The sequence below is a fragment of the Xanthobacter autotrophicus genome, from assembly GCF_005871085.1.
GTDB classification, from domain to species: Bacteria; Pseudomonadota; Alphaproteobacteria; order Rhizobiales; family Xanthobacteraceae; genus Xanthobacter; species Xanthobacter autotrophicus.
On record NZ_VAUP01000041.1, the window covers coordinates 157,782 to 177,374 of the forward strand.

General features: G+C 69.1%; 18 protein-coding genes. 7 read left to right on the forward strand and 11 right to left on the reverse strand.

Annotated features, from left to right (window positions below):
- Nucleotides 1-140: 140 nt before the first annotated feature.
- Nucleotides 141-605: a PTS IIA-like nitrogen regulatory protein PtsN gene (gene ptsN, locus FBQ73_RS21280; protein ID WP_138401484.1), complete on the forward strand. Its 465-nt coding sequence runs from the start codon at nt 141-143 to the stop codon at nt 603-605.
- Between the two features lie 127 nt (nt 606-732).
- On the opposite strand, the gene FBQ73_RS21285 is transcribed toward ptsN, so the two are convergent.
- From FBQ73_RS21285 to FBQ73_RS21310, 6 genes are all read right to left on the reverse strand, one after another.
- On the reverse strand, nt 733-1,002 hold the full coding sequence (locus FBQ73_RS21285; RefSeq protein WP_138401485.1) for a BQ00720 family protein: 270 nt from the start codon (nt 1,000-1,002) through the stop codon (nt 733-735).
- A gap of 40 nt (nt 1,003-1,042) precedes the next feature.
- On the reverse strand, nt 1,043-1,468 hold the full coding sequence (locus FBQ73_RS21290; protein WP_012114056.1) for an Hsp20 family protein: 426 nt from the start codon (nt 1,466-1,468) through the stop codon (nt 1,043-1,045).
- A 149-nt stretch (nt 1,469-1,617) separates the two neighbouring features.
- Nucleotides 1,618-3,357, reverse strand: coding sequence for an FMN-binding glutamate synthase family protein (locus tag FBQ73_RS21295; protein WP_138401486.1), 1,740 nt, complete (start codon nt 3,355-3,357; stop codon nt 1,618-1,620).
- A 174-nt stretch (nt 3,358-3,531) separates the two neighbouring features.
- Nucleotides 3,532-4,455 (reverse strand): sugar phosphate isomerase/epimerase family protein, encoded by a 924-nt coding sequence (locus FBQ73_RS21300; protein ID WP_138401487.1) that lies wholly within the window; start codon nt 4,453-4,455, stop codon nt 3,532-3,534.
- Nucleotides 4,456-4,581: 126 nt separating this feature from the next.
- A complete protein-coding gene (locus FBQ73_RS21305) occupies nt 4,582-5,430 on the reverse strand; it encodes a glutamine amidotransferase (RefSeq protein ID WP_210236855.1) in 849 nt (282 codons plus the stop codon).
- Nucleotides 5,414-5,893: a tellurite resistance TerB family protein gene (locus FBQ73_RS21310; RefSeq protein ID WP_138401488.1), complete on the reverse strand. Its 480-nt coding sequence runs from the start codon at nt 5,891-5,893 to the stop codon at nt 5,414-5,416. The genes FBQ73_RS21305 and FBQ73_RS21310 overlap by 17 nt, the downstream gene beginning before the upstream one ends.
- 332 nt (nt 5,894-6,225) lie before the next feature.
- Here FBQ73_RS21310 and FBQ73_RS21315 point away from each other — a divergent pair, with 332 nt between their 5' ends.
- The gene (locus tag FBQ73_RS21315; protein WP_138401489.1) at nt 6,226-6,735 is read left to right on the forward strand and encodes a PRC-barrel domain-containing protein; all 510 of its coding nucleotides are present in this window, start codon (nt 6,226-6,228) and stop codon (nt 6,733-6,735) included.
- 560 nt (nt 6,736-7,295) lie between these two features.
- Nucleotides 7,296-10,304, forward strand: coding sequence for a PAS domain-containing protein (locus FBQ73_RS21320; protein WP_138401490.1), 3,009 nt, complete (start codon nt 7,296-7,298; stop codon nt 10,302-10,304).
- 145 nt (nt 10,305-10,449) lie between these two features.
- Here FBQ73_RS21320 and FBQ73_RS21325 read toward each other — a convergent pair whose 3' ends face one another.
- Together FBQ73_RS21325 and FBQ73_RS21330 are read right to left on the reverse strand one after the other, a co-directional pair.
- Nucleotides 10,450-10,749 (reverse strand): DUF883 family protein, encoded by a 300-nt coding sequence (locus FBQ73_RS21325; protein ID WP_138401491.1) that lies wholly within the window; start codon nt 10,747-10,749, stop codon nt 10,450-10,452.
- A 216-nt stretch (nt 10,750-10,965) separates the two neighbouring features.
- Complete coding sequence (locus FBQ73_RS21330; RefSeq protein ID WP_138401492.1) at nt 10,966-11,757, reverse strand: response regulator; 792 nt, start codon at nt 11,755-11,757, stop codon at nt 10,966-10,968.
- 347 nt (nt 11,758-12,104) lie between these two features.
- On the opposite strand from FBQ73_RS21330, the gene FBQ73_RS21335 reads away from it, so the two are divergent.
- The 3 genes from FBQ73_RS21335 to FBQ73_RS21345 all read left to right on the forward strand — a co-directional run bounded on the left by FBQ73_RS21335 (nt 12,105) and on the right by FBQ73_RS21345 (nt 15,481).
- Nucleotides 12,105-13,868 (forward strand): sensor histidine kinase, encoded by a 1,764-nt coding sequence (locus tag FBQ73_RS21335; protein ID WP_138401493.1) that lies wholly within the window; start codon nt 12,105-12,107, stop codon nt 13,866-13,868.
- 404 nt (nt 13,869-14,272) lie between these two features.
- Nucleotides 14,273-14,563 carry a con-10 family general stress protein gene (locus tag FBQ73_RS21340; RefSeq protein WP_138401494.1) on the forward strand — a complete coding sequence of 97 codons (291 nt, stop codon included), beginning with the start codon at nt 14,273-14,275 and terminating at the stop codon, nt 14,561-14,563.
- Nucleotides 14,564-14,935: 372 nt separating this feature from the next.
- The gene (locus tag FBQ73_RS21345) at nt 14,936-15,481 is read left to right on the forward strand and encodes a sigma-70 family RNA polymerase sigma factor (protein ID WP_138401495.1); all 546 of its coding nucleotides are present in this window, start codon (nt 14,936-14,938) and stop codon (nt 15,479-15,481) included.
- Nucleotides 15,482-15,613: 132 nt separating this feature from the next.
- Here FBQ73_RS21345 and FBQ73_RS21350 read toward each other — a convergent pair whose 3' ends face one another.
- Together FBQ73_RS21350 and gloB are read right to left on the reverse strand one after the other, a co-directional pair.
- Nucleotides 15,614-16,081, reverse strand: coding sequence for a cupin domain-containing protein (locus tag FBQ73_RS21350; RefSeq protein ID WP_138401496.1), 468 nt, complete (start codon nt 16,079-16,081; stop codon nt 15,614-15,616).
- 3 nt (nt 16,082-16,084) lie between these two features.
- Nucleotides 16,085-16,858, reverse strand: coding sequence for a hydroxyacylglutathione hydrolase (gene gloB, locus FBQ73_RS21355; protein WP_138401497.1), 774 nt, complete (start codon nt 16,856-16,858; stop codon nt 16,085-16,087).
- Nucleotides 16,859-17,026: 168 nt separating this feature from the next.
- Here gloB and FBQ73_RS21360 point away from each other — a divergent pair, with 168 nt between their 5' ends.
- Nucleotides 17,027-17,764: a class I SAM-dependent methyltransferase gene (locus tag FBQ73_RS21360; protein ID WP_138401498.1), complete on the forward strand. Its 738-nt coding sequence runs from the start codon at nt 17,027-17,029 to the stop codon at nt 17,762-17,764.
- A 118-nt stretch (nt 17,765-17,882) separates the two neighbouring features.
- Here FBQ73_RS21360 and FBQ73_RS21365 read toward each other — a convergent pair whose 3' ends face one another.
- Nucleotides 17,883-19,586, reverse strand: coding sequence for a heparinase II/III family protein (locus FBQ73_RS21365; RefSeq protein ID WP_170219014.1), 1,704 nt, complete (start codon nt 19,584-19,586; stop codon nt 17,883-17,885).
- Between the last annotated feature and the right edge of the window lie 7 nt (nt 19,587-19,593).

Sequence of the window (19,593 nt, forward strand, 5' to 3'; positions counted from 1 at the left end):
GAGGGGGTGACCCTCCGCGTGTTGAACAGAGACGGATCGAGCCGGGAGGGGAAGCAGAGGCCTGCTTCTTCGCCCGTCGTCCGGCTCTCGCGTCCGCCGCTTATTTCGAGCCTCGGCCGCTCGCCGCAGGGATCCGCTCCATGCCTCTCGCCGACCTACTCGCCCCGGAAGCTATTTTCCCCATGCTGCGGGCGAGCAGCAAGAAACAGGCTCTCCAGGAATTGGCGCATCACGCGTCCGTCCTGATGGGCCGCGACCAGCGGGAGATCTTCGAGACCCTCCTCCAGCGCGAGCGCCTCGGCTCCACGGGGGTGGGCAACGGCATCGCCATTCCCCACGGCAAGTTGCCGGGGCTGACCAAGCTGTTCGGATTATTCGCGCGGCTGGAGAAGCCCATCGACTTCGAATCGCTGGACGGCGCGCCAGTGGATCTCGTCTTCCTGTTGCTCGCACCTGAGGCCGCCGGCGCGGACCATCTGAAGGCCCTCGCCCGCGTCGCCCGCATGCTGCGGGACCCGGATGTGGTGGAAAAGCTGCGTGCCAACCGCGACGCCGCGTCCATCCATACCCTGCTTACGGCGGCATCGACCTCCAACGCCGCCTGAGCGGCACGTCAATCCCGCCTCAAGCCATCCCGATCAAAGGGCACGAATCAGCGCCGCGCACCTCCGCCCGAATAGGACCAACAGCGCGCGGCACCTCAGCCTTCCAATGCTCAGCTTGAAAGCCTGCTCAATGCACGCTCACAGGCACCAGCTGGTGCTCCATGGCATTGGCGAGGGCTGCTTCGCGGCTGTCCGTGAGCATAATCGGCGTGCCGTCCGCCGCATGCAGGGTGAAAAGCTTCATCCCCGGCGCAATCTGCGGCGCCTGCGGGAACAGGGCCTGCACGTCCTCCGAGCGGATGGAACGCACATAGGCGATCTCGCCGCCGCCCAGAACCGCAAGGGCTTCGGGGGTGATTTCCGCCGGGGTGATCTGGTGTTCGGTATCGTGTGTCATCTGATTACTCCTCACTCCGGGCAATGCGGCACGGCTCCCCTCACGGGCGGGAGACGATGTCGATGCGCTTGGCGTGGCGAGCGGGTTCCGGGCGAACCAGATCCACCGAGAGCAGCCCGTTCTTCAGTTCGGCTCCGAGCACATTCATGCCCTCGGCCAGAACGAAGGTGCGCTGGAACTGCCGGGCTGCGATCCCCCTGTGCAGGAATACGCGACCCTGGCCATCCTCGACCTGGCGGCCCCGGATGGTCAGCTCCTTCTCGTCGAGGACGACTTCCAGCTGTTCCGCCGTGAAGCCCGCCACCGCCAGGGTAATCCTGAGGCGCAGCGGCTCGCCGGCGGCTTCGATCCTCTCCACATTGTAGGGAGGATATCCCTCGGCACTCTTGGCGACCCGGTCGAGCGCCCGCTCGACCTCGTCGAACCCCAAGAGAAACGGGGACGACAGCGAAGACATCCGCGACATCGGTCAAAGCCCTCGTCAAGCGACTTTGCATTGCCGGGCGCGCACCGCTCCGGCCGCGCCCGCCGGGGCCCTTACGGCACCCCGACCGACCGGATATGGGAGGCAAGTCCCATTCCCGCAAGACGGCGCCGGTCGCAACGCACCGAACGTCATGCCGCCCGGCGCGGTCCCACGGCGGCACGGGGGGCGAAGCTGTCCGCATCCGCGGCCTGCCAGTCGGCGCCATAGAATGTCTCGTCCGGCGCCTCCAGCAGCGCACCGGCGGCAAGGAACGGATAGAGCCGGTCCAGCGGCTTCACCTCGATGGGGCTCACCCGGTGCCACACATGGTGCGGCAGCAGCTCGCCGGGGTGGGAGAGACCGGCGGCCGCCACCAGCTCCGCCAGCGCATGGACAGTGTGGCGGTGGAAGCTCTCCACGCGCTCCGCCTTCTCCGGCACCACCAGGCCGCGCTGAAGATGGGGATCGTTGGTGGTGACTCCAGTGGGACAGGCGCCGGTGTGGCAGCGCATGGACATGACGCAGCCCAGCGAGAACATGAAGGCGCGGGCCGCGTTGCACCAGTCGGCGCCGATGGCCATGTTCGCCGCCATGGAGAAGCCGGAGGTGACCTTGCCCGAGGCGGCAAGCCGCACCTCGCGCCGCAGCCCGGTGCCTACCAAAGCGTTGCGCATGAGGATGAGGCCTTCGCGCAGCGGCATGCCGAGATGGTCGGCCAGCTCCGGCGGCGCCGCGCCGGTGCCGCCCTCGGCACCGTCCACCACAATGAAATCCGGCCGGATGCCGGTTTTCAGCATGGCCTTGGCAAGGGCGAACACCTCGCTGGGATGCCCCACGCACAGCTTGAGCCCCACCGGCTTGCCGCCCGACAGATCGCGCAACCGGGCGACGAATTCCATCATCTGCACCGGCGTGGAGAAGGCGGAATGGCGGGCGGGGGAGATGCAATCCTCGCCCATGGGGATGCCACGGGTCTCGGCGATCTCCGGGGTCACCTTGGCGGCGGGCAGGACACCCCCATGGCCGGGCTTGGCCCCTTGGGAGAGCTTGATCTCCACCATCTTCACCTGGGGGTCGGCGGCGCGGTCGGCGAAGCGCTCGGGGGAGAAGGTGCCGTCGCGGTTGCGGGCGCCGAAATAGCCCGAGCCCAGCTCCCACACGATGTCGCCGCCATGGATGCGGTGATAGGGCGAGAATCCGCCCTCCCCGGTGTCGTGGTAAAAGCCGCCGGTCTTGGCGCCGAGATTGAGCGCCTCGATGGCATTGCGTCCCAGCGAGCCGAAGCTCATGGCCGAGATATTGAGAACAGAGGCGGAATAAGGCTTCGCACAGGCCGGCCCGCCCACGCTCACGCGGAACGGCTCATGGGCCACCGGCTCCGGGGCGAGGGAATGGGTCATCCACTCATATTCGGCAGAATAGGTGTCCAGCTCGGTGCCGAAAGGCTGGCGGTCTTCCTCATTCTTGGCCCGGGCATAGACGATGGAGCGCTCATCACGGTTGAACGGGCGCTCGGAGAGGTCGTCCTCCATGAGATACTGGCGCAGATAGGGCCGCAGCGCCTCGAACACCCAGCGCGCCGAGCCGATGACCGGATAGTTGCGCAGCAGCGAGTGCTCGGACTGGGTGATGTCGAATACCCCCACCAAAACCAGCGGGAACAGCACACAGAACACGATCAGCCACGCCACTTGGTCCGTGAAGGACAGGACCAGGCTCAGGAGGGCGCCGGCCACCAGCGCGATGAAGACGCTGTAGCGGGCGAGCAAGGCTGCGAGGCTGGGGGAGATCAGGCGGCGGCTTGGGTGGACAGGGGCCAGGATGGGGGCCGTGGATGCAATCGTTTTGGCTTTCGGCGCGGCAGCTAATGGCTCTTCGGCTCTGTGCATGGCGGCGATCCTCCCGGCGCCAAGCTAGAGCAATTTCAGCGCATGTGTGAAACGCTTTCACGTCCGAAATTGCGTTAAAACAACAAGATAGGACGTTTCGCGGCCCAACGGATCACGAAACGCCCTAGCCCTTTGTTTTGACGCGCATTCTCCGCGCCCGGCGCAGAGGCCGCCTCAGGCCGGGACGCCGGCGGTCGCCGCGAAGCGGGCGGCGAGGGCGCGGACCACCGGGATCTGCGCGGGCAGCTCGCTCCAGTAGCGGCGATGCAGCTCCAGGTTCACCACAGTGCCGGGGGCGAAGCGGCAGCGGGCGGCCACGTCGTCCCATTTGATGGCGCCCCAGCCCACCGGCAGGTGCAGGTCGCCTTCGCCCAGAGCCAGGCGCTCGGCCTCGTCCATGGTCCAGCTTTCCAGCGGCCGGCCGAAGCTGTCATGCACGTGGACGTGCCGGCAAAAGGGGGCCAAAACACTGATCTCGTTTAGGAAATCCACCCGAGCCTCGGTGGTGCGGAGCAGGGCGTGGCTCACATCCAGAGTGGCGCGCACATGGGGGTGATCCAAGGCGTCCAGCTCACCGGCAAGGCGCGAGGGCAAGGCCGTCTCGCGCATGGGCTCGAAGCGGAAGATATTTTCAACGCAAAGGGTTACGCCCACTTCTCCCGCCTTGTCGCCGGCCCGGGCGAGGGCGTCGCGCTGGCGGGAATAGGCCACGTCCACATCGTCGTCGCCGCGCACGCAGCCGGTGTGGAGGACGAGGTTGACCGCCCCCAGGGCGCCGGAGATGGCGATCATGGCATCCAGCAGCGCTTCGTGGCGGGGCAGGCGGGCCTTGGGGGACATGAGATTGATGGCCAGCGGCCCGTGGACCGTGTAGCCGAAGGGCCGATCCTGGGTCATGGCGACCAGCCGCTCGAGCCGGTCCTCCAGCACCCGCCCATCCACCACCAGCGTCCAGGCAAAGGCGGGAAGCTCAACAAAATCAACGCCTAGTGCCTCGGCCTCGTCGAGCTTCGCGGGCAGGTCCTCGAACTCCGGCGCGGAGGCGCGGATGGAATAGCCGATGCCGGCTATGGCGGCGGCGGGCGTGCGGGCATCCATGGTGGATCTCCAGATCAGCGCCGCCGGGCCGGCGGAAACAGCATCGCTACGCTACCATACCCCATGTGGATGACAGTCGTGCGGCCCCCGGCGCCATATCGGGAGGTTCGTCACCATCGGCCCTGTTCAGGCCGAGTTCGGTTCGGTTTGCCCGCCCGGCACGAGGCCCGATCCACGGCGCGGCCCGAGGAACGCGTCGAGGAAGGCATCGAGCCAGCGGCACACCGCCCCGTCATAGCGCCCCCAGCCGTCGAGGTGCGCCTCGCGAGGCTGGGCGCCGGGACTGGTGAGGCGGTGGGCGCCGCGCTCGGTCCAGGCGCACATCATCTCCCGCGTCACCTCGGGATGGAACTGGAGGCCATAGGCGGTGCCGCCATAGCGGAAGGCCTGGTTGGGGAAGGCCGATCCGGTGGCCAGCAGTTCCGCCCCCGCCGGCAGGTCGAAGCCCTCCGAGTGCCAGTGATAGACATGGCTCGGCCACGGCATCAGGGCGGCGCCGGCCGTGGTGGCTTCCAATGGGTAATAGCCGATCTCGCAGGCGCCTTCCTCATGGGGGGCGACGCGGGCGCCGAGGGCCTTGGCCATGAGCTGCGCGCCAAGGCAGACGCCGAGGCTGGGGGTGGCGCAGGCCAAGGCCCGCTCCAGAAGGCGGATCTCTTCCGTGATGAAGGGGGTCGGGTCGTTGGCGCTCATGGGGCCGCCGAACACCACCACCCCGTCATGGCCGTCGAGGCGCTCCGGCAAGGCATCGCCCAGGGCCGGGCGGCGGACATCAAGGGCATAGCCGCGCCGCGCGAGGCGTTCGCCGATGCGGCCGGGGGTGGAGCGCGCCTGATGGAGCACCACCAGAACGGTGCCGGCTGCGGGCGGCCCGCCCGCCGGGGTGGAGCGATCCGTGCGCCCCTCCGGCTCCAGACCGGTCGGTTCCAGACCTGCCGGCACGAAGCCTTTGCCAGAGCTATTCGGGTTGCTCACCGCCTGTTTCCGTCTCCTCCCGGACCTCGCGGCGAATGCGGATGCGATCGCGCGAGCCGACGTTCAGAAGTTCGGCCGCGCGCCACACGAGGTTGTCCTCGAATTCGCTCAGGCCGCCATCGGCATAGGCGACCTCGAACATCATCTCCACGATGCGGCGGCGACCCTCGTCGTCCAGCGCGCGATTCAGCACGCTGGTGAAGGCATAAAGATCCACCGCCTCGGCATCCTTGGCAATGGCAAGCTCGACCAGGGCCTCGCTCTCCTTCTCGTCGAGCCCGAAGCGGTTGGCGAGGATGGTGCGCAGCACAGCCTGCTCCTCCACCGTCACCGCCCCGTCGATGGACATCACGTGCACCAGCAGGGCGGCCGCAGCCAGACGATAGTCGTTCTCGTCGAAAGCAGCCGCCTCGCGGGCGCCGCCGGTGATGTCGGTGATGAAGTCGGAGAGGGTGCGGAACATGCGCCTTCAGTCCTTGGTCGGGGCTGATCCGGCTGTGCCATGCCGCCTTTCGCCGCGCAAGAGCGGCGCGCGCGGTGACACCGGTGCATCGGGGCATCGGAGCGGCGCCGGCCACCACCCCAAATTAAGGTTGGAACCCCTCCCCGTGCGCAGAGTTTACCCTGCAGCAGACCGAAGATGAACGTCTTCGTCTGTCCATAAAATTGAGACGGATGATTGTTCAGTGTCCGGATCACGAGCGCAGAGGTTTCCTGAAATTTCGGTGAAGCTTCTGTCCTGATCACCTCGACCTGAGCCATTCGTGCATCCGCAACTTCTGCGAGGAGAAAATCATGAACAAGATGCCGATTTACGCCGCTGCGGCGACCATTCTTCTGTCCACCACCGCCATGGCCCAGACCACGGTTCCGCCGGCAATGCCCAACACCCCGGCCGCCACCACCCCGATGACGCCGGGTGGGACCTCGGGCCATTCGGCCTTTATCCAGCAGCAGCGCGCCGACCAGCATCTGGCGTCCAACCTCATCGGCATGAACGTCTACGGCGGCGCCGACGAGAACCTGGGCGAGATCAATGATCTGGTCCTCGACCGCACGGGCACCGTGACGGCCGCGGTGATCGGCGTGGGCGGCTTCCTGGGTGTCGGCCAGAAGGATGTCGCGGTGCCGTTCCAGGCGGTGGAGGTGACCCGCAACGCTGACGGCAAAAACCGCCTGGTGCTGCGCAAGACCAAGGACGAGCTGAAGGCGGCGCCGGAATTCGCCAAGTATGAGGCGGCGCCGGCCACCACCGGCAGCGTGACGCCGACCCGTCCCGCCACCACGCCGCCCGCCACCCGCTGATCAGGCGGCTGAACACCGGGCATCCCGCAGCGCCGGTCTTCCGGCAGCGGATGTCCGGGCGGGGAGACGGGAGCCGGAGGCTCCCGTTTTCTTTTGAAGGCCGAGGCTTCTCGGGCCAGCGCCCGGTGGTGTCTCAGTTTGGAAATCCAATGCTCCGGCCGGGCCGGCTGAAAAACCTCTCCCGCTTGCGGGGAAGGCAGGGAGAGGGGCTGAACCCGTCCGCCAACCCGCCGCCGGCGTTCTGCCCCGGCACCGTGCCCCCTCCCCATCCCGCCCCCGCACGCGGGAGAGGGAGCAGGCCGGCGCTTCCCACGCGTTGCCCTCCGGCTTGACCGGAGGGGCCGTCTCGCCGCTTTCCAAGCCCTCGCCGCGTCATCCCCGCCGCATTGTCCCGGCCTCTGACATGGGCCCGTCCGGTCAAGCTGGACGACGACGGTGCTCCATCGTCTCAGGGCGCCGCATCCTTGATCACCCGCCGCGAAACCCTTGCGGCGGCTCGAAGGTTGAATCTGTCGCCCGATCAGGGGCATTGTGGCGACCCGTTCGCTGCAGGAGCATGGATGAACCTGTCCAGCCGGGGCCTTGCCGGCCTTTTCCTCAAAGTCATTTCAGAGCCGCGCACGCTCGCCTCACGTCTGGGCTTCGCATCGGTGGTTCTGGCGGCGGCGTTCGGGCTGCGCTACGGGCTCAGTCTCTCGCTGCGGGAGCTGGCGCCGTTCCTGTTCCAGCTGCCCGCCGTGGTCGTGGTAACGCTGATCAGCGGCGCGCGGGTGGGCTTTGTCGCCGTGGTCGCGCTGGTCCTCGCCAATGGCGCGCTGCTGCCAGCCAGCGCGTGGAGCAGTCTGGGCAGCAATCTGGGCGGCCCCGCCGAGGGTAGCTTCGGCGCGGTGGCCGGCCTGTTCTCCTTTACGGTGAACGCCCTGGGCCTGTGGCTGATCGGCACCTTGATGCGGGTGAGCGTTCGGCGCCTGAACGCCACCCACGGCGCGCTGCTGACGGCGGTGACCGAGCAGAACACGGTGGTGGCGACGCTGGAAGCCCTGCTGCAGCACGCTCCAGTTGGCTTCGCCTTCTTCGACCGCCGGTTGCGCTTCATGCGGGTCAACGAGACGTTGGCGCGGATGGTGGGCATTCCCGCCGGCGAGCATGTGGGCCGCTCCCTCGTCGACATGCTGCCCCAGCTCTCCAACGCCATCACCCCCGGACTGGAACAGGTGCGCGCCACCGGCACCGTCCTCGCCGACGTGGAGGTGGAAGGCGCCACCCCGGCGGCACCGGGCGTGTGGCGTCACTTCCTGGTGAGCTTTTTCCCGGTGCGCACGAAGGGCGCGCCCGCTGGCCGGAGCACGGCGAAAAGCGAAACGGGCGAAAGCCCCTCAAGCGGCGAGGCCATCGACCAGGAGCCCGAGGCCATCAGCCTCGTGGGCATGATCGTCACCGAGATCACCGGGCGCAAGACCGCCGAAAAGGCCCTGGCCGGCAGCGAGCAACGCTATCGCCTGCTCGCCGAGGCCCTGCCCAAGATGGTCTGGACCGCCACGCCCGACGGCAAGGGCGATTACTACAACCGCCGCTGGAGCGAATATACCGGCGTCACCCCTCCCCCCGGCGAGGTGTCGGAATGGCATACGCATCTCCATCCGGAAGACCAGGGGGCGGCGCTCGATGCGTGGAAGGGCTCGCTCTCCTCGGGGGCGCCCTATTCGCGCGAATGCCGGTTCCGCGCCGGCGACGGCAGCTATCGCTGGTTCCTGTGCCGCGCGGTCCCGGTGCGCGACGACGACGGGCGAATCGACCGCTGGTACGGCAGTTGCACCGATATTTCCGAGATCGTCGCCGCCCGCGAGGCCCTCGCCCGCACCAATGAGGACCTGGAGCGCCTCGCCGGCGCCCGCACCGTGGAGCTGGCCCAGGCCAACGCTCTGCTCAAGCAGGAGATGGAGGACCGCCTGAAGGCCGAGGCGCAGTTGCGCCAGGCCCAGAAGATGGAGGCGGTGGGCCAGCTCACCGGCGGCATCGCCCACGATTTCAACAATCTGCTCACCGTCATCATCGGCAACCTGGAGGCGGCCGAGCGGCGCGTGTCCAAGGACGAGGCCAACACCGACGCCGCCGAGATCCGCCGCTTCCTCGACTATGGCCGCCAGGGCGCGCTTCGGGCCGCGACCCTGACCCAGCAATTGCTCGCCTTCTCCCGCCGCCAGCCGCTGGATCCGCGCCCCACCGACATCAACAAGCTGATCACCGGCATGTCCGACATGCTGCGCAGCGCTTTGGGCGAGCGGGTGACGGTGGAGACCGTGCTGGCCGGAGGGCTATGGCGCGCCGAGATCGACCACAACCAGCTGGAGAATGCGATCCTCAACCTGGGGGTCAACGGCCGCGATGCCATGCCCTTCGGCGGCACGCTGACCATCGAGACCGCCAACGCCTATCTGGACGAAGCCTATTGCGCCGCCCACGAGGACCTGGAGCCGGGGCAATATGTGGCGGTGGTGGTGAGCGACACCGGCACCGGCATGGCCGAGGAGGTGCGGGCGCGGGCGTTCGAGCCCTTCTTCACCACCAAGGGCCCGCGCGAGGGTACCGGGCTCGGCCTCAGCCAGGTCTATGGCTTCGTCAAGCAGTCCGGCGGCCACGTGATGATCTACAGCGCCCCCGGCGCCGGCACCACGGTGAAGCTCTACCTGCCGCGCCACCCCAACGACGTGGCAAGCGAGCCGGTGCCGCCCCACGCCCATCGCCCGCGCGGCGCCGGCGCCGCCAGCGTGCTGCTGGTGGAGCGTGACGCAGCGCTCCGCGCGCTCTCGACCGCCACCCTGCGCGCGGCCGGTCACACGGTGGTGGAAGCCGCCGACGCCGCCAGCGCCCTCGCGGCGCTGGAGGCGGGGGCCGCGCCCGACCTGCTGTTCACCGACCTGCGCCTCGGCGCCGGGCCGGATGAGCCCGACGGGGACGGCGGCCCCATGGACGCGCACCACATGGACGGGCGCCATCTGGCCGACGAGGTGCGGCGGCGGCTCACCACGGTAAGGGTGCTATTTTCAACCTGGCAGGCGAAGAATGCCGCGATTCATTATGGACGGCTGGACCACGGGGTGCGCCTCCTGACCAAGCCGTTCACCCAGGCTGAACTGGTCGCGAAGGTGACGGACGTGCTGGAGGCTCCGGGAAACCGCGGCACCGTTCTCCTGGTGGAGGACGAGCCGTTCGTCGCCATGGTGGCGCGGCAGATCCTGGAGGATCACGGCTTCGAGGTCACGGTGGCGTCCCACGGCCACGCCGCGCTTGCCCATGCGGAGGCGGCGGTGGCCGACCTGTCGCGCAATGCCCTGGTGCTGGCGGTGGTGGATGTGGGTCTGCCGGACATGCGCGGCGACGAGGTGGTGCGCCGGCTCGGCGCCATCGCGCCCGGCCTGCCGGTGATCATCGCCACCGGCTACGGCACCCAGGAGCTGGAAGGCGAATTCGGCGCCTCGCCCCGGATCGCGCTGATGGGCAAGCCCTATGACGGCGCCACCCTGCGCAATGGCCTGCGCAAGCTCGGCTTCGACATCGAAAACGAGTGAGGGCGCGGGCACCGCCCGCGCCCATATGGAAGCGCCCGCGGCGCACTCTTAGCAAACTGTTGGGCGAACCCCAGCGCCGGGCCCGGCTCTCCTCGGGCCGGCGCGCCCGTCGGCGGGGGGCGCCGGATCGGGCTGAAGGGCCGGCTCACCGCCGCAGCAGGATCTGTCCCAGGATGACGCCGACGCCGGCGGCGATGGCGCAGGCGGTGATGGGCTGCTCGCGGATGCTCTCGCGCAGGGTCAGAAACTGACCCTCGGCCCAGTCGGTCACGTCCTCGGCGGCATTCGAGGCCTCGCCCTTGGCGCCCTTGACGCCGTGCTTGGCGGTCTTGCCGAGGGTGTCGATCAACTGGGCGAAATCCGCCCGCAGCTGGTCGAGGTCGGCGCGGACGTCGCTCAGGCTCGGCTCGGCGGTGGTGCTCACGATCTCGGGCTTCTGGGCCATATGGTTCCTCCACGGGTGAACTCGGATGATGAAGGGGTCACGAACCGTAGGTCGCGAACCGGACCGCACGAACAGCCGCCCCGGCGGGCGGTCGGGCGCCGCAATTCGGGAGCCGCAAGTCGCGGTGAGATGACAGGCGGGGCCGGACATGCCGGCCGCACCCTTCCCTATAGAGACGATTCTAGCGGCCCGCTGGTTCCAGCGGAACCGGCCCCTTCAGGCACTCTTCGCCTTGAGGTTCTCGGGCTCGGCCTTCGCCTCGTGGAAGAACAGCGCCTGGGCGATGGTGGCCTTCACCGTCTCGGTGAGGAACGGCTTGGTGATGAGATAGGTCGGCTCCGGCCGCTCGCCGGTGAGCAGGCGGTCGGGGAAGGCGGTGATGAAGATCACCGGCACGTTGAAGCTCTCCAGGATCTCGGTCACCGCCTCGATGCCCGAGGAGCCGTCGGCGAGCTGGATGTCGGCCAGAACCAGGCCGAAATTGCCCGCCTTCGCCAGCTCCACCGCCTTGGAATGGGTGGGGGCGACACCGATGACCTCGTGGCCCAGCTCGGTGACCAGGGTCTTGAGGTCGAGGGCGATGACCCATTCGTCCTCGATGATGAGGACGCGGGTGGCGATCTGTCGGTCGATCTCGCGCTGCGCCGCCACCACCTGGGCCTCCACCTCGTCGAGGGAGGTGCCGAGGATGTTGGCGGTCTCGGCGAAGGAGAAGCCCTCCATGGCGGTCAGAAGCAGCGCCACGCGGGAGGACAGGTCCATGGCCTGGAGGCGCTGGTCGGCGCGCGAGGGCACCGCGCCGCCCTGCGGCTGGCGGTTCCACACCTCGTGGAACGCCTTGTAGAGCGCGACGCGGGGCGAGACGGCGGAATCCACCGCCACCTTGCGATCCAGGATGGCCTGGAGCGTGTTCTGCACGAGGAGATCGCCGGCCGACTGCGAGCCCACAAGCGCCCGCGTATAGCGCCGCAGGAACGGAAGCTGCTTGACGAGCGAGTTCAATGCCATGCCAAATCCCTTGGAACTGACGTGTTGAAATCCGGTGTCCGGACCAGCCGGCCGGCTTGCCAGGACCGCCCGATGAAACCCAGCTTCCGCAACGCCGAAACGTGCAGAACCCAGATTTTGCCAGACGCCGGACGGCAAGCTGAAGCGACAGCTGTCAAACCCACGTAACGCCTGCGAAGCGCATGAAGTTCCCGCGCCTTGGGAACCTCGGACCGCGCAGGGCATTATACTGCGTGCGCAGGCGAGCTTAAGGGGCGAGTTGCCGGTTTCGGCCAGGGCTCGTCAAAAAGAGGCGCAGGCGCGGGATTCCGGTCGGTCGGAGCACCCGCGGTCCATGCGGAGCGATCATGGATTTGGGCAAGGCGGAGGCTGCACGGGCACGTCACAAGGAGCGCAGCGCCATATTTGCCTCGGCAATCGGGCAGCCACGGACCCTCTTCGACAGCGTCCGGCGCCGCCTGCTCCTGGTCGTGCTCCTCGCCCTGGCACCCATCGCCGTGCTCAATATCGTCCAGGGCCTGGCGCAGCTCTCCAACGCGGAGGAAGACGCGCGCCAGCGCCTGCTCCAACAGGCCGTCGCAGCGGCGGGCACCCAGCAGAACATCTTCGCCTCCACCGAAAACGTGCTCTATGCCCTCAAGAACGTGGAGGAAGTGCGCCACGCGGGCGCCACCTGCACCGCCACCTTGCGGGGGGCGACCATAAGCCTGCCCTTCGCCGCCAATATCGGCGTGCTTGATGCCAGCGGCGCGGTGACCTGCGCGGCGCTGCCCTTCCCCGGCCGCTCGGTGGGCGAGGAGCCCTGGTGGCGGGAGGCCATCGCCAAGACCGGCTTCAGCCTGGTGGGGCCGGCGCGCAGCCCCGGCGCCAATCTGGATGTGCTGGTGGGCATCCTGCCCCTGCGCGACGCCGCCGGACGGCTGGAAGGCGCCATCGCCCTCGGCATCGACGTCAGCTGGCTCGACACCCTGCTGAGGCAGCAGACCCCGCCCTCCGTCGGCATCGTCGCCCTGTTCTCCAGCCGCGGCCAGGAGCTGGTGTCCAACGCCCGGACCATGAGCGCCGCTTTGTTCCAGCGCGACCTGTTCCGCACTGCGGGGCGCGACCTGCCCAGCAGCCTCCACGAAAGCACCGACCCGGCCGGCGAGAGCTGGACCTTCGCCACCGCGCCCCTGGGCCGCGATGGGCTCACCGTCGCCTTCGCCATGCCCTCCGACCGGCTGTTCGGCTGGACCTTCGTGACGGTGGCGGCGAGCATCGCCCTGCCGGCGCTCATCATCATCCTGTCGCTCATCGCCCTGTGGGTGGCGGTGGACCGCATCATCTTGCGCTGGCTGCTCTATCTGCGCCGGGTGACGGCGGTCTACGCCCAGGGCCACTACGGCTTCCGCCCGACCCGGCTCGATGCGGCGCCCTCGGAATTCCGCGTGCTCGGCCATTCGGTGGAGAACATGGCCTTCGCCGTACGCCACCGCGACGCCCGCCTGCGCGAGAACCTGGCCGAGAAGACCGCGCTGGTGCGCGAGATCCACCACCGCATCAAGAACAGCCTCCAGGTGGTGGTGAGCCTGCTCAGCCTCTACGGATCTGGGATCGGCAAGAGCGAGGACCGCCGCCGCTTCGACCAGCTGCGGCTTCGGGTGAACACCCTCGCCCTGGTGCATCGCATCCTCTACGAGGCCAATGACGGCTCGCAGGTACACCTGCGCGAGCTGCTCGGTGAACTGGCCTCCCTGATCGAGGGCAGCACCGACGCCAGCGTGCGCATCACGGTGGAGGCGCAGGATGCGCCTTTGCCCACCGACATGGCGGTGCCGCTGGCCCTCATGGTGGTGGAAGTGGTGCTGAACCTCGGCCTGCCGCCAGGCACCTCCCCTGCCCCCCTGGTGCTGAGCGGGAGCCGCAGCGGCGAACGCCTGCACCTCGCCCTGCGCAGCGGCGCCGGACGCTGGGGCGAAAACGGCATGCCCCTCGACCTCGCCGCCGGCTTCGCCGCCCAGCTCGGTGGCAGCCTCAGCCGCCGGGACGAGCCGAGCGGCGCCATGGTGGTGGCCGGCGACTTCCCCTGCCGCCCGAACTCAGCGCCCAAGGCCGCCGCCCGGGTCGATTGAGGGGCGCGCGGCGCGGGCCGCCCCCCGGTGCGCTCCGGTGAAACCGGTTGCAGGACCGCACAGATGCACCATCGGACCGCGCGCCGGCTCGATCGCGGGCTCCGCCGCTCACAATCGAACCCCGGACGGGCGCCTCCATCGGCCCTCAATGCCTTGACTCCGTTTATGAAACGACCCCGCAGCCGGCGCCCCCGCCGGCGAATTTCATCCAGTGGCTCCGGTTATCGGAACCGGAGCCGCTCTGGCTCGTTGTCCTAGGAGCACGCGCTGACCGGCCTGCGCATCGAGCCGACCGGGCAATGCGGTGTTTTGGATCGGGAGACGGATTCGCCGAACACCCCTCGGATCCGGCTCCAGGGGTATCGCCGTGGCGATACGTTTCCCATTGGCAGGAGCGAGAGCACATGGACAAGGCTCGAACCAAGGGCACGTCGCAACGCGGGTTCGCCGCCATGGACGCGGAGAAGCAGAAAGCCATCGCCCGCAAGGGCGGCGAGAGCGTCCCCGCCGAAAAGCGCAGCTTCTTCCAGAACCGCGCTCTGGCGGCGGAAGCCGGACGCAAGGGCGGCCAGAGCGTCGCCGACGAGCATCGCAGCTTCTCGCGCGACCGTACTTTGGCCTCGCAGGCCGGGCAGAAGGGCGGGCAGAAGAGCAGCCAGTCGGGCGGCACCCCTCCCACCGGCGGCACCTCCTGAACACCGCCGCCGGATACCGACGCCGGGGATGGAACCGGCAGGCCCCCGGCGACGTTGACTGAACGCGACCCGCCACGCTTGCGGGCAAGGTCGCTGTCGGCACCGTTCCACGGCCGACATCCCGTTCGGCAAGCGCCGGTCGGGCAACCTGATTTGGGGAGGGCGACACCATGCGAGCACGTTTTTCCTGCCCGGGAGCCTGTGGCCGGCGCGCTACAACCGCGGGTAGCCGTTAAGAAGATCGCGCAACGTGACCGATCGCCGCTTTTGCCACACCCCGAGTTGCCCACCCGACTCGCCCGAAAGATAGGCCGCCGAATGGACTTGCTCGCGGATCGCGAAAGGGATCTCCCGGAAAGGGGTCGTCGAGAGATGGACGCCGCCGCCCTGCGCACGCAGGTGCTCGAATTCCTTCCGGCGCTGCGCGCCTTCGCGCGGTCGCTGACGCGCAATCGCACGGAAGCTGACGATCTGGTCCAGGAAACGCTGCTCAAGGCCTTGTCCAACATGGACAAGTTCGATCCGGGCACGAACCTGCGCGCCTGGCTGTTCACCATCCTGCGCAACACCTATTACACCGAGATCCGCAAGCGCCGCCGCGAGAATGACGGCATGAGCGCCTTGGCCCAGCAGGACACCAATATCGGCCCCAGCCAGGAATGGTCGGCCACCCTCTCCTCCCTGAAGGAGGCCCTCGCCAAGCTGCCCGACGACCAGCGCGAGGCGCTGGTCCTGGTGGGGGCGGCGGGGCTCTCCTATGAGGAAGCGGCGGCGGTCTGCGGCTGCGCGCTCGGCACCATCAAGAGCCGGGTGAACCGCGCCCGCGCCAAGCTGCTCGTGCTCATGGGCGCGGAAAACACGGCGGACGTGGTGGAAGGCGACGCCATCGCCATGTCGGCCGCCCGCAGCATCGGCTAGGTGGCCACCGGATAAGTGACATCAGACCGGCTGTCGCCGGTCTGCGCGCGCCGGGGTTTTGCTCCGGGTCATCGACGGGACGAGCCGGCCTCCGAAACCCGCGCGTCTTGCGCGAACTGTATCGCGCGAGCTTCAGTCCGGCTCCCAGCCGGGCGGGGCCAGCTCGAAGCCCTCGAACAAGAAGGCGGGCGCCACGGTGCAGCCCACCAGCGTCCAGGCCCCCCGGCTTTCCGCTGCCTGCCACGCCAACGGCGGCACCACCGCCTGCGGCCGCTCTCCCCCCTTGAGATCCGGCCCCAGCGCCACCTCGCGCCGTCCGTCACCATCGGCGATGGCGAGCGTCAGCGGCGCGCCGGCATGCCAGTGCCAGACCTCGGCCGCATCCACCCGATGCCAGCGGGAGCGCTGGCCCGCCTTCAGCAGAAAATAGATGGCGGTGGAGGCGCCGCGCGCTTCACCCGCAGCATCCCGGCCCGCAACATCCCGGCCCGCAGGCGCATCCCGGAACGTCTCGCGGAAATGCCCGCCCTCCGGGTGCGGCTGGAGCTGAAGCAGGGTGACCACCTCCTCGGCGGTCAGCCCATTGAGCGCATCAGTCACCGGTCAGCCCTTGAAGGCGTTCTTGCGCAGCCGCAGCTCGGTGAAGACGAGGGCCGGCTCCGCCCCCACCATGCCGAGACGCTCCGCCATGGCGGGATCGTCCGCGCGCAGGAAGGGGTTGGCGGCCAGCTCGTCGCCCAGCCGCGAGGGGATGGTGGGGGCGCCGGCATCCCGCTTCCTCTGCGCGTCGCCATAGAGGCGGATGAGGGTGGCATTGTCCGGGTCCACCGTGGCGGCGAAGCGGGCGTTGGCGAGGGTGTATTCGTGGCCGCTGTAGACCTGAAGATCCTCAGGGAGCGCCCGCAGACGCTGGAGCGACTCCCACAGCACCGGCGGCTCACATTCCAGCGGCCGTCCGCAGCCGAGCGTGAACAGGGTATCCCCGGAGAACAGCAGCTTTTCGCCCTCGAACAGGTAGGTGGCGGGGCCGACGGTGTGCCCCGGGGTCTCCAGCACCCGGCCCACCAGCGAGCCCACCGCCACCGGATCGCCATCCACCACCGCCACGTCGAGGCCGGGGATCTGGTCGGCCTCGGATTTCGGGCCCACCACGGTGGCGCCGAAGCGCGCCTTCACCGCGAGGATGCCCTGGGTGTGATCAGCGTGGTGATGGGTGACGAGGATGTGGGTGAGGGTCCAGCCCTCTTTTTCCAGGGCCGCGATCACCGGTGTCGCCTCGGGCACGTCCACCACGGCGGTCGCCTCGGTGACCGGATCGTGGATGAGGACGGCATAATTGTCGGAAAGGCACGGGACGAGGCGGATTTCGGCTGACACGGTCTGGAGTCTCCGGAGCGCGAGCGGAACGCTGTTCGACTGGACGTCCGAATGGGTTGCGGACGCGGCCGGCATGATCCTCTATTAAACCGCCGAGCGGAAGAGCGGCCGGCGGGGTGTGCACACCCCGCGTTCGGCAGACCGGTGGCGGCCGGAAGAAGGGGATCCATGTTTCTCGACGTCGTCGACCTGCGCAATTTCTACGCCCAGCCCCTCGGCATCATGACACGGCGCCTGCTGGGGCGGGCCATCCGCGCGCGCTTCGACAACGTCACCAGTATGCGGGTGCTCGGCCTCGGCTATGCGACGCCCTATCTCGGCGTGTTCCGTGAGGAGGCCGAGCGCTGCCTCGCGGTGATGCCGGCGGCGCAGGGGGTGGTGCGCTGGCCCTCCGCCGCGCCAACGCTGGCCACGCTGGCCGACGAGACCCTGCTGCCGTTTCCCACCGCCAGCATGGATCGGGTGGTGGCGGTGCATGCCCTGGAGATGACCCCCAACGCCGCCGAGATGCTCAACGAGGTGTGGCGGGTGCTGGCCCCCGGCGGGCGGCTGCTGGCCGTGGTGCCCAACCGGCGCGGCGTCTGGGCGCAGATCGACACCACGCCCTTCGGCCATGGCCGCCCGTTCTCCCGCGGGCAGGTAGTGACGCTGCTGCGGCAGGCCCTGTTCACCCCCGTGGGCTGGAACGAGGCACTGTACGCGCCGCCGAGCCGCTGGTTCCTGCGCACGGCGGTGGCCTGGGAGCGGGTCGGCGCCCGGCTGTCCCTGCCGTTCTCGGGGGCGCTGGTGGTGGAGGCGACCAAGCAGCTTTACCGCCCCATCCCCGCCCGCAAGCCCCGCCTCGCCCCGGTGCTGGAACCCGCCCTCGACGGCCGCCTCGTCGGGGGAGCGGCGCCGGCGGGGTGAAGGGGGGAGCCGGCGGTCTGTGGTGTTGTCGCGATTTGGCAGCCCGCTGCCCCGGCCGGGAACGATGTTACCCCTCCCCCGCAAGCGGGAGAGGGAGCAGCTGCGGCGATCTCCCGCCCTACCCCCGCCCGCTCGGTCGGCCCGGCGGCACGCTCTGGGCCTCGCGGGTGCGCACGAAGGTCCAGATGACGCGCGGCGTGCGCACCACCTCGCCCGACAGCACCAGCTGCGCGGTGCGGCGCGGGCCGCCGGCGGCGGCGAGGTCCACACTTTCCTCCACCCCCAAAGGCACGTGGGGCGCGGCGAAGGCCCAGGCCTCGCCGTTGGGCAGGCTGAGCAGGGCGGTGTGGGGATCGTCCAGCCGCTCGACGGTCACGGACGGGTGCAGGTGGAAGCGGATGGCGAAGGTCTCCGCCGGGAGCTTCGCGCCCTCCTCGGCGGCCTTGAACACATCCTCGCCGTCCAGCCGGTTGCCTTCCATGGCCAGGCGGAACGAGCGCTGGTGGATGAGGCCGAACGGCTCGGCATAGCCATCGTGGCTGGCGCGCAGCAGCAGGGCGTTGTTGCGAGTGCCGCGCTGCACCTCCACGTGCTTCGGCCCGGAGACAATGGGCGCACCGAAGATGCGCGTCATGGAACCGCCCTGCAGGAAGCGGCAGGACGAGGTGTCGGCGATGACGGCGGTGGAATGGGCCGCCGTGGAGCGCGCCACCTGCCGCCACATCTCCCGATGCACCTCCGGCACCCCGCAATTGATGACGATGCGGTGCCGGCCGGACGAGAATTCGAAGGCCAGGCAGCTGGCATGGGCCTCCCAGCTCGCCATGGCGGGGGGCGGCGGGCCGGTGTCGGCGATCACCATGAGGGTGCGGGCATCGAGCCGCTGGTAGCCGGAATAGGGCGCGTTCGCCACCGGCGCGCCGCGGGCGTCGTCGAAGGCGAGGATGGTGGCGAGCTGGTCCGCCGCCGTGTGTCCCATGCCGTGGAAATGGGCGAAGGCCCCGTCGCCGTGCCGGAAGAAGCGCAGCATGGGCATCATCCGGTCCACCGCGTTCATCAGCGCGGGGGGCGCCGGCTGGTTGCGCGCGGTGAAGGCCTGGCGCAGCGGCAGAAGATCCAGCAGCAGCTCGATGAGCATGCCGGGATTGCGGGTGAGCGGGCCGCCGTCGGGCAGGATCTGGCGGTCCAGCTCCTCGGAGAGACGCTTGTCCGCCGCCTTCAGCAGCCGGCCCTGATCCGACATGCACAGGCCGGCGAAGACGAGGGCGGTGATGGCCAAAAGGCGCGGCTGGCCGTCCGGCGCGTCATTGGCCATGCGACGCAGCTGGCGCACCTGCCGGGCCAGCGAGCGCATGAAGCGGCGGTAGAAATCGTGGTCGGCGTCCTGCAGCAGGAACGTCGCCTGGGTGAGCCAGGAGATGATACGCCGCGCCGCCACATCGGGCCGCGCCGCCACCGCCCGGGCCTTGCCGGGATCGCGCATGAAATCGCCCACCAGGGAGCGGGCATTGGCGCGCGCGATGGTGGTGCCGGCGGCCTTCAGGTGCCGGAGCCAGCCGAAGCCGTGCAGCGCCTCGGCCCATTCCACAGAGGGCGGCACCAGCTCGAACGGGGTGCGCCCGTCCAGCAGCATCACCTTGCCGGCGAAGGCAAAGCGCCCGGAATAGATTTCGCTCGCCAGCGTCGCGTCGCCGGTGCGCAGGTCCTGGGGGGCGATGAGCAGCCGCTCGGGCACCGGCACCGGCACGTAGCCGAGCGCCATGGTGCGGCCGCCGAGGCGCGCAAGCACCTGCTGCGACCACAGCTCCGCGAGGAGGGCCATCAGGCGC